The organism is Catenovulum sediminis, assembly GCF_007289895.1.
Classification (GTDB): domain Bacteria; phylum Pseudomonadota; class Gammaproteobacteria; order Enterobacterales; family Alteromonadaceae; genus Catenovulum; species Catenovulum sediminis.
Map to the genome: position 1 here is coordinate 1,838,960 of NZ_CP041660.1, position 10,445 is coordinate 1,849,404.

General features: G+C 40.8%; 7 protein-coding genes. 4 read left to right on the forward strand and 3 right to left on the reverse strand.

The features are described 5' to 3' along the window. Positions 1 to 25: 25 nt before the first annotated feature. From FNT16_RS07480 to FNT16_RS07495, 4 genes are all read left to right on the forward strand, one after another. Positions 26 to 697, forward strand: a complete 672-nt coding sequence (locus FNT16_RS07480) for a response regulator transcription factor (RefSeq protein ID WP_143871003.1) — start codon at positions 26 to 28, stop codon at positions 695 to 697. After that, positions 688 to 2,043 (forward strand): sensor histidine kinase, encoded by a 1,356-nt coding sequence (locus tag FNT16_RS07485; RefSeq protein WP_143871004.1) that lies wholly within the window; start codon positions 688 to 690, stop codon positions 2,041 to 2,043. The genes FNT16_RS07480 and FNT16_RS07485 overlap by 10 nt, the downstream gene beginning before the upstream one ends. A 222-nt stretch (positions 2,044 to 2,265) precedes the next feature. Beyond that, on the forward strand, positions 2,266 to 3,003 hold the full coding sequence (locus FNT16_RS07490) for a FecR family protein (RefSeq protein ID WP_143871005.1): 738 nt from the start codon (positions 2,266 to 2,268) through the stop codon (positions 3,001 to 3,003). Positions 3,004 to 3,015: 12 nt separating this feature from the next. Beyond that, the gene (locus tag FNT16_RS07495; RefSeq protein WP_143871006.1) at positions 3,016 to 5,223 is read left to right on the forward strand and encodes a CHASE2 domain-containing protein; all 2,208 of its coding nucleotides are present in this window, start codon (positions 3,016 to 3,018) and stop codon (positions 5,221 to 5,223) included. Between the two features lie 12 nt (positions 5,224 to 5,235). On the opposite strand, the gene FNT16_RS07500 is transcribed toward FNT16_RS07495, so the two are convergent. The 3 genes from FNT16_RS07500 to FNT16_RS07510 all read right to left on the reverse strand — a co-directional run bounded on the left by FNT16_RS07500 (position 5,236) and on the right by FNT16_RS07510 (position 10,289). Further along, positions 5,236 to 6,759, reverse strand: a complete 1,524-nt coding sequence (locus FNT16_RS07500) for an MFS transporter (protein WP_143871007.1) — start codon at positions 6,757 to 6,759, stop codon at positions 5,236 to 5,238. A 163-nt stretch (positions 6,760 to 6,922) separates the two neighbouring features. Beyond that, the gene (locus FNT16_RS07505; protein WP_143871008.1) at positions 6,923 to 7,813 is read right to left on the reverse strand and encodes a hypothetical protein; all 891 of its coding nucleotides are present in this window, start codon (positions 7,811 to 7,813) and stop codon (positions 6,923 to 6,925) included. A gap of 67 nt (positions 7,814 to 7,880) precedes the next feature. Continuing rightward, on the reverse strand, positions 7,881 to 10,289 hold the full coding sequence (locus tag FNT16_RS07510; RefSeq protein WP_143871009.1) for a DNA polymerase II: 2,409 nt from the start codon (positions 10,287 to 10,289) through the stop codon (positions 7,881 to 7,883). Positions 10,290 to 10,445 lie beyond the last annotated feature (156 nt).

Consider the following 10,445-nt stretch of genomic DNA (forward strand, 5'->3'; position numbering starts at 1 on the left):
TTTATTTCAATCAAGGAGTAACTGGGTGGCAACAGTGTTAGTCGTGGAAGATCAGCGAGATATCGCCGAGAGCATCGGCGATTTTTTGACTTTACACGGATTTGTCGTTGATTTTGCCGGGGATGGTTTAACCGCTTCTCATCTGGCCAGCAAAAATGCGTACGATTTATATATTTTTGATATCGGATTGCCGGGAATGGATGGGTTGAAACTGTGCGAGTTATTGCGTAAAAATCCGCAGGATACGACGCCTATTTTGTTTTTAACGGCAAGAGATAGTTTAGAAGATAAACTCGCTGGCTTTGATGCCGGTGGGGATGATTATTTAGTTAAACCGTTTCAACTGGCCGAGTTGCTGGCGCGGGTTAAGGCGCTGTTAAAGCGTTGCGTTCACAACCGACAAGCCTTGATTAAAATTGCTGATTTACAGATAGATAGCAAACAATGTTTGGTTCAGCGTGGTGGACAAATTATAGAGTTGTCGCCGATCTTATATCAAATTTTATTGTGTTTGGCACAAGCTTCACCAAACCTAGTTAGCCGACAGCAACTTGAAAGCGAAATTTGGCAAGACATGGCGCCAGATTCCGATGCATTACGCAGCCATTTATATAATTTACGGCAAAAAATAGATAAACCTTTTACTAGAGCTTTACTTCAAACGGTCGCGAAACGAGGTTTTCGTTTATGCGAATAAAAGCCTATTTAAAAAGTTTAAGAGTGCGCATTGTTTTGGCATTTGCCACTTTAGCGTTAGTCAGTTCGATAGGTTATTCATTTTTTGCTTGGTTTATTTTTGATGTCACAGATGACAGGTTGTTTAATTGGTACGCACTTGAAATTAGCCGTCATGCACAAACAACTCAGCAGATCCCTCTAGATTCAGTAAACCGACGTAGTTTAGTTGGTAGTGAGTTTCAAATTGTGCAGTTTTTAACCCAAGAATATGGTCAGGCAATTCACCCGTATGCTAAACCGCCTTATCGGTTTGAAGATTTGCTTGGTATTTCTCATAAAACTGCGTATCCCGATAATTATATAGTTTATGATTTTGAGGGGAGCGCTGAGCAAGCGGAATTACAGGTTGTGGTGAGTCCTTGGCAGCAACAGAAACTATATGTGATATACGATATCAGTGGTTTTGACAGCGGTAGCGATCCCAGTACTTTTAATGCAGATAAATTTGTTTTGTTGATATTGGTTCCGCTGGCAATATTGATCACCTTGTTGGCCGTGCTGTTAAGTATGGGATTAACGCGCAGCGTATTAAAACCGCTGACGAATTTGGCTAAACAAGTTGAAAAAGTAGACCCTCAACGTTTGCCTAAACGTATTTACGGGCAATTTTTCCCAGATGAAGTGGGTTCTTTGGCGAATACATTAAGTACGTTAATGAAGCGCATTGGCGAATATGTCGATAACGAAAAACGCTTTTCGCGTGAAGTGAGCCATGAATTACGCACGCCCACGACCAGCCTGACGATGGCGCTGGACTTATTGCAAAATACCCAGTTGGATGAGACCCAAGCAAAACTGGCGGGACGGATGCACAGGGCCACCAGTGAAATGACGCAGCTTATCAACACATTTTTATTGTTGGCTAAAAACAACCCAGATCAACATCAAACTGAAATCATTCCGTTATTTCCTTTGGTCGAGCAAGTGATTGATAAACTGAGTTATTTGTTAGCCAGTAAAGACGTTGCCATTATTAATGAACTAGATAAGCATGCGCAATGTCAGGCAAATCGCACATTGTTGGAAATTGTATTAAGCAATTTATTAAGAAATGCGTTTCAATATACCCATACGGGGCAAGTTAGGGTGCACTTTAAAGACGCTTGTTTGTCAGTGCAAGATACAGGCTTTGGTATTCCGGCAAGCGAAATCAATAATATTAATCAGGCATTTTATAGTTTACAGCCAGATGGTGTTGGACTCGGAATGTCTATCGTGCAGCGCATCGTTTGGCAGTTAGGCTGGAAACTAGAAGTTGTCAGTGAAGCAGGCGAAGGCACTGAAGTAAAATTGTGTATCGACTAATCGATTTTTTGTGTGTTGTGTAAAACGCGTGCTTTGATAATACCTAAATCACACCTATCTGTCGTTTTGTTAGATGGGTGCTTGACTTTTGTATGTATTATGAGCAAAGTTGCGCTGCTGAAATTTATTGTTGTGTTTTATGGTCTACTATTAATCGATAGTTGAAACTGACTTTTATCCAGCTTCCCACAAACACAATAAAATGAAATTAAGGAGCAATCAGTGAGCCAGCCAATTTTTCAAGGATGTGATAGACGCCGTTTTATTCGACATATGTTAACTCTCTCCGGTATTAGCTTAGCAACATCCGCTTCTGTTTTTCCCGCTTTAGTGCAAGCTCTGGGGAAAGTTCCACAAAAACTGCCAGCCGATCAATCTATTTTTAGAATAAAAGGGCGGGTGCGGGTCAATGGTGAACTCGCAACTGAAAACAGCAAAATTACCCAAAATGCATTAATTGAAACCAACGGAGATAGTGAAATTATTTTTGTAGTGGGTAAAGATGCACATATTTTAAGAAAAAACAGTGAGTTAATTTTATCAGCGGACAAGCAAAGCCTTGAAACGGGCGCGCAACTCGTTAAAGGGCAGTTAATGTCGGTATTTGGCGAACGTGCTGCAAATGAAAAGCATACGACTTCTACAACGACTGCGACGATTGGTATTCGTGGCACAGCGGTCTATGCCGAATCAGAATTATCACGAAGTTATGTCTGCACCTGCTACGGTAAAGTAGATTTAATGGCAGTAAATGACCCGAAAAGTGTTGAACGTATCGAAACCGTTCACCATGACTCTCCGCGTTATGTCTATGCAACGGGGAAACTCGGCCAGTTAATAGAACCGGCTCCGATGAAAAATCATGAAGATGAAGAAATTATGTTGATAGAAGCCTTGTTAGGGCGCAAAACACCGTTTTCGTCATTAAATGATTATTCAGTCCCATCAATAGATTATTAAATTGAGTTAGCGATGCGTTATCTTTCCGCGATATTGATGATTCTTATAGTCGCGGGTGGTTGTTTGTTGCATCAGTTGTCTGTGCTAAAAATTCCAATACTGGATGACTTGCAACGTACTTTTTATGATTTTCAAATTCAATTATCGCCTTTTAGTACATCTGCCGAAACGCTGGATGTCGTCATTGTTAATATTGATGAAAAAAGTTTAGCAGCGTACGGTCAGTGGCCATGGCGACGCGATATTCTCGCGCAATTGGTTGAGCACTTATTTAATCATTATCAGATAAAAACCTTGGGTTTTGATATGGTTTTTGCTGAGCCATCCGACACGACAGCTGTTGAAGTGTTAGATCTTCTAGCGGCCACCGAACTACATCAAAATGCGCTTTTTCAGAAAGCTTATCAAAGCCTTAAACCCCAGCTAGATTTTGATGCTTTATTTGCTCAAAGTATTCAGTCTCACTCAGTTGCTTTAGGGATGGTTTTTAACTCAGATGTTGAACCGAATGTTAATCAACTTCCTTTACCACTGCTGACCTTGCCACAAGACAGGCAACAGGCCAGTGATTTAATTCAAGCACAATCTTATATTGCTAACTTAGCTGCGATGCATCAAAACGCGAGTGGCGCCGGCTTTTTTGACAACCCACTGTTGGATGATGATGGGGTTTTTCGCCGTGTTCCTTTAGTGCAATCTTTTCGGGGGCATGTTTACCCCTCATTAGCATTAGAAATGGCGCGTTTGGCAATTGGCGCCCAAAAGGTTGATTTGGTTTTAAAAAACATCGGTGGTGCATTGATTCCTGAGCAAATCTTATTAGCGCAAAAACAGCTGAAGTTGGATTCAGAAGGCGCTGTGTATGTGCCCTACCTCGGCGCTGCTTTTCATTTTAATTATTATTCCGTGTTTGATGTTTTTGAAAATCAAATATTGGTAGAAGCACTGCGGGATAAAGTCGTTTTGTTAGGGACAGATAGCGCGGGTTTATTAGACTTAAGAACCACACCATTCGGCAGTTTGTTTCCTGGTGTAGAGGTGCACGCTAATATTGTTCAGGGGATATTATCGGACAATCTGAAATACCAACCTCAAAATATTATGAGTTATCAGTTGGGGGCTTTGGTTGTTTCAGTTATTGCTGTGATTTTATTAATCTTGGTGAAAGACCCAAGATGGCAATTGACCGTTTGGATTGGGGGCATTATAACCGCATTGGCTCTCACTCAATATGGGTGGGAAATGGGTTGGATATTGCCGAACGCACTAGCCATTGCGCAGTTCGTTTTTACGGGCGCGTTTGTGATTGCCACCACTTTGTTATTTGAATTCCGTAAAAAACATTCGATCGTTCGTCGGTTTGGACAGTATGTGCCGCCAGCTCTGGTCAGTGATATGGCAAAGTCGCCCGATCGCTTTCAACTTGTTGGACAGCAGAAAACCTTAACTGTGATGTTTTCAGATATTCGCGATTTTACCCGCATATCCGAAGGCTTAAATGCAGTTGAATTGTCTGAGTTGATCAATCGCTATCTGACCACCATGACTCAAATTATTCATCAGCATAACGGGACGATTGATAAATACATTGGTGATGCCATCATGGCTTTTTGGGGCGCGCCGGTTGATAACGCTAATCACGCCATTGATGCGTTAAATGCGAGTGTAGAAATGCAACTTGCGCTTGTTAAATTAAATAAAGAATTTGTACAAAAAGGCTGGCCTCAACTTGCCGTGGGTATTGGTATTAATAGTGGTGAAATGCATGTTGGCAATATGGGATCTGAATTTAGAATGGCCTACACAGTGATGGGCGATGAGGTGAACTTAGCTTCACGCTTGGAGGGCTTAACTAAGGTCTATGATTCACCCATTTTGTTAAGTGAAAATACCTACCAACAAGTGCAGTCTAGTGTTTATATGCTGCGGGAAATAGATAGAGTTAGAGTAAAAGGTAAGCAGAAAGCGATTTCTCTTTATCAACTGGCTTTTTATCCTCATGAAGAAGCTGTGCAAGGTGCGCTGACTAAGTTTGCTCGGTTTTTAGACCTGTATCGCACACAACAGTGGTTGGAAGCAAAAAAATTATTGGATGAGATGTATCGGCAAACGATCCTGTCGGATGAATTGTATCAACTCTACCGGCTGCGTATTCAGTTTTATCAGATAACGCCGCCCGCAGAGGATTGGGACGGCGTTTACACATATCAGGTTAAGTAAAAAGATTCTTTATCAGTCTTCTTCTGGTAATTTAACCAATAATACTGAGAACCCGGCAATAAACCAACTGATACCCGCTACGGCAAAACCATATATCGCTTCACCACCCAATAAATTGCTAATGATAAAACCAAGTACTGCCGCTGCCAGTATTTGCGGTAACACGATAAAGAAATTAAAGATCCCCATGTAAATACCGAGCTTATTTGATGGTAAGACATTCGATAACATGCTGTACGGCAGTGAAAGTATAGAGGCCCACGCAAAACCAATGCCGACCGTTGATAATAATAATAATGCCGGATCTTTGATAACTAAAAATGAAAGGAAGCCAAGAGCACCTATCCAAAGGTTGATCATATGCGCCAGCTTTTGTCCCACTTTCGCGACTATTATCGGGATCACAAGCGCTGCGAGTGCGGCAAAACCATTGTAAGCACCAGACAATACACCCCACCAATCAGCCCCTTCTGCAAATGCGAGCGAGGTTGGATCATTGCTACCATAGTGATATTCAGTAACAGCGGCTGTACCATAAATCCACATGGCAAACAGCGCAAACCAAGAGAAAAATTGTACGACAGCGAGTTGGCGCATGGCGTTAGGCATTGCAAACAAGTCTTCGACGACTTCAACAAAGCCGTTATTAATGCGGTTTTTCGATTTTAATAAAGCAACTGTCCATTGGATGCAGGCAAATACAATACAACCACCCGACAAAATATAAAGTTGTTTATCGAGCTGGAAACCGATAAAAAACGCGGTTAATATTGCACCTGCTAAAAACCACAAAATGCCGTGTGCAACAAATTTGTTAACGGGTCTGTCGGCGATAATATGGTCTTCGCCTTTTTTGATGCCTTTTAAATGGCGTTCGTAGGCTTCAAACGCTTCTATTTCTTCTGGGCTATATTCTTTGGTTGATATCACTGTCCAAAGTACGGCTGCAAAGTAAGAAATCCCCCCTACGTAAAACGCGTATTTAACACTGTCTGGGATTTCTCCAGCAGGCGCTACATTACTCACTTCAAACCAATTGGTCATCATCCATGGCAACATAGAAGCAGATACGGCACCAACCCCAATAAAAAAGGTTTGCATACCATAGCCTTTCGGCCGTTGTTTTTGCGGTAACATATCACCGACAAATGCGCGGAAAGGCTCCATTGAAATATTGATTGAAGCGTCCATTATCCACAGCATACTGGCCGCAAACCAAAGGGTCGGTGAATTTGGCATGATTATCAATGCCGCAGAAGCTAACAATGCACCATATAAAAAATATGGGCGTCGTCGGCCTAATTTGCCCCAGGTTTTGTCACTCATGTGACCGATTATAGGCTGTACAATTAAGCCGGTTATCGGGGCTGCCAACCATAAAATGGGTAGGTTGTTATAGTCGGCACCTAAAGTTTGAAATATTCGGCTGGTATTTGCATTTTGTAACGCAAAACCGATTTGAATCCCTAAGAAGCCGAAACACATATTCCATATTTGCCAAAAGTTTAAAAAGGGCTTTTGTTTCATTTGTGTCATTGTTGATTCTCATGCAAATTGCTGAATTTATTCAGTATGGTTCAGTCTAGCTTGTTTAGCTGAAAAATATGTTATGAATTCGAATGCAATGATACAAAAATGTTATCTCGCAATCTTCTAGCGTTTTCTTTTTCGCGTTTTTTTAGCATTTTTTTAGCGTTGTTCAAAAGCGATAATTAAGCTCTGCGGTTAATTGTTGTTGTTGGTAGCTAATGCTGGAATTGACCACTCGGGTCCATTGCTTTTTGTATTGAATGGCAGCGCTTAACGATTCATGTATTTGTAATTCAGTCGCCGCCGTTAGTGCTGTAAAACGTCCGTCAAACTGATAGCTATACCAAGTTTTACAATTATCCTTTTTATCATAATAGTTTAGTTGTGTATCGTACCAATAGGTCGCATTGTTCTGATATAAGCTTTCGTGTGCCGGGTACTGGCAGTAATTCTTATATTTGCTGCTGCCAAGTTTTCCCCATCCGATTTGCAAACCCAGACGATATAATATTTTTGAGTTGGGTACATATTTTAGGTGGCTAAAAAACTGTGAAATGCGGCGTTCAAATACTTTGTTGTGTGCATCAGTGATCTGATGACTTAAGCCAGTCTGTATTTTTAATCTGTCATTAATGCGTTGTTGGTAAAGTGCAGTTAGTTGCAATTGTTGTGAATTTCTGGCTTCGTCTTCTAACTCATTTTTCGCCAATTTCACAGCCACTAGATAAAAGGGTGACAAATAATGAAAGTCGTTTTGCCACGCGTACCAAGCTGCTAGCTGCAATGTTTTTTTGTCTAAAAATGTGAATTCCTGATATTTTTGTAACTGGCCACTTAGTGATATGTGTGTGCGCTGCGCCGGAGAAAGTTGCCAATGCTGCGCAACTTGATATTCTAAATTTATATTTTGCTCACTAATCGCCTGATATTTTTCAGCTGAGTTAAAAAGGTTCTGCTGATGTTCAAAAGTAACAGCAAGCTTTTGCTTAGGTAGCGTTTGCGCATTCACTTGTAGGCTTAAAACTAAGCCGCTCAGGTAGATGATTTTTTTTGCGATCATGGCTATCGGTCCGTGTGTTCCTTTTTAACTTGCGTCAAAGTATAGTCGAATTCTGAAAGCTATTTTATTAAAACAAATTCAGTTGAGGGGAATTTATTTCGTCAAAACTTAAGCCGATAAAAGGCAGGATGCCGTCTGCTATCGGTTTTAATTGTTTGTCGACATAATGTTGGTAGTCGATTTTATGTGATTGATATTCTATTGGTTCCGGCCCGGCTTGCGTCATAACATAATGTATCCACGCGCGGTTTTGGTACTTTAAACTTTTGCCTTGTTGCTGATTTATCGCATCAGCTAGCCTTGCGGCGCGGACTTGAGGTGGGATATTTTTTTGATAATCTTTTAATTTACGACGCAGTCTTTTTTTATAAACCAGTTGATGGTCGCGCTCACCGTTTTGCGTTTGTTTGACAAACTCTATAATGAATGGACGCGGATTTTTTTCATTAAAGACAATTTCGTATAGCTGTGTTTGAAACTCTCTTGCTAATGCAGTCCAGTCACTGCGAACTGTTTCTAATCCTTTAAAGACCAGTTCTTTTTTGCCATTTCTAAGTGCATAGCCAGCATACCTTTTCTTACTACCTGTTTCAGAACCACGAATTCTAGGCATTAAAAATTCGCTGTATAGGGTCTCAAATTCGATTTCGAGATGGTTTTCCAGTTGGTAATGTTCAGTTAAATAGTGTGTCCATTTCAGGTTGATGAGCGTTTGTAAAGTGAAGCCTATGGATTGTGCTTGCTCAGCTGCCATATCGTCACTCAGCCAAACAAATGTTGAATCTGTATCTCCGTATATAACTTGGTAGCCGGCTTGTCTTATCCACTGCGCTGTTTGTTGCATGATTTGATGGCCACGCAAAGTAATTGAGCTCGCCAAGCGAGTGTCATAAAAACGACAGCCGCCTGAGCCTAATACGCCATAAAAAGAGTTCATGATGATTTTGATCGCTTGCGAGCGAGCTTGATCTTTATCTTTTTTGGCTTGATCTCTTTGTTGCCAAAGCTGTTTAATTATCTCAGGTAAAAAGTGTGTGGTACGTGAAAAATACGCGCCTTTAAACCCTTCAATTGCATTTTCTTTAGCATTTTCTTTTGCATTTTCTTTTGCATTTTCTTTCGTTTGTAATCCTTCGATTAGACCTACCGGATCTATCTTAAAAGTTCGGATTATAGAAGGGTAGAGACTTTTAAAATCCAGCACCAAGACATTTTTATATAAACCCGGTTTCGAATCCATCACATATCCGCCAGGGCTGGCGAGCCCGCCATCTTTGGGGAGGTTAGGGGCTATGTATCCAGCCTTGTGTAATTTGGGTAAATACTGATTGCTGAAAGCTGCGACTGAACCGCCGGTTTTATCTAAATCTAGACCGGTAAGTTGGCTACGCAAAATAAGAAAGTCTAATAAGTTGGTATGCGCAAAAATTTCGCTAACCAGAATGCAGTCTTGCAAATTGTAAGTCGCTAATGCCAACTTATTGAAGTGAAAATCTCTTTCTATCTGCTCTGCTCGGTTGTCGACATCCTGTGTTTTCTTCCCCTTGTTTAATAACTGCTGAGCAACATTTTCTAGGCTAAAGCTATCAAAGTGATAAGTCGCTGTTTTCAGTGCATCAATCCCGTCAATGACGACTCGTCCGGCAATACTGATATAACCCTGCTGTTTGTCTGCATCCGGTTCTCGCCAGCGGGCGGTTTTGCCATCTCGTCCTAGCGCAAAATAGATATTGTGCTTTTGGGCTCGCTGCAATAATAAGCGAAAATCAAAATTAACCACGTTCCAGCCAATAATTACGTCTGGGTCGAGTTGTTGTATCGTCGCAGAGAGGGTTAATAATAAAGCCTTTTCATCCGTTACCCAAACGAGTTGATAGTCGAGAGCGATTGTTGGCTGCGGATCGCCAATCATGATGACAATGGCAGTGTGATCATTTTGTAAGGCAACAGAAAATAACTCGCCTTGCATTGAACATTCAATATCTAATGAGATGAAACTGAGCCGCGGGCGGTAAGTGCCGGGTTTTAATTTGGGGTTGTATAGGGTGGATCTTTCTTGCTGTCGCTCTGTTTCTATTTCTGCTTCTGTTTCTGATATCTGCACTGATGCATATAGCTTTCTTTCTAGTAAATACCTGTCGTGCAATCGAATATCTGCCTCAAAACACTCTACTTGTTGATCTGTTAATATCCTACAGGCTCTTTGATGCGCTTTTATAGAGTCGAAATAAAGGACAGCCATGAGCTCTAGTTTAAAGTTTTTATGTGCCAGTAATTTAGGCTTAACCTGAATACCTTTGCGAGCCAATATCTCTTCGGTTGTTGTTAAATTTTGCTGGCTAACAAAAAAGAAAGGTTGTTGTTGGTTAAATATTATTTCAATGGTGCCTGTTTCACTGGTTAACCAATAATGAATAACAGCTCCTTGCTGAGGACTGTCATAACTTTGTTTTGTTAATAAAAATGCATTTAACAAGGTATTGCCCTAACTTAACTTCTGTATGAAAAATAATCACATTGGCCGTTGATTTATATAAGTTTAAATTTAAATCTGCTTTTTTTGTTAATTTGTAATCGTATTGTTGCAAAAATGGATAACTGTATTATGCTCATTTACTGAACGTATTTCCGT

Bases quoted from the DNA above. Each gene is read 5' to 3' on its own strand.
- FNT16_RS07500 (WP_143871007.1), bottom strand. From the start codon at position 6,759: ATGACACAAATGAAACAAAAGCCCTTTTTAAACTTTTGGCAAATATGG.
- FNT16_RS07485 (WP_143871004.1), top strand. From the start codon at position 688: ATGCGAATAAAAGCCTATTTAAAAAGTTTAAGAGTGCGCATTGTTTTG.
- FNT16_RS07495 (WP_143871006.1), top strand. From the start codon at position 3,016: ATGCGTTATCTTTCCGCGATATTGATGATTCTTATAGTCGCGGGTGGT.
- FNT16_RS07505 (WP_143871008.1), bottom strand. From the start codon at position 7,813: ATGATCGCAAAAAAAATCATCTACCTGAGCGGCTTAGTTTTAAGCCTA.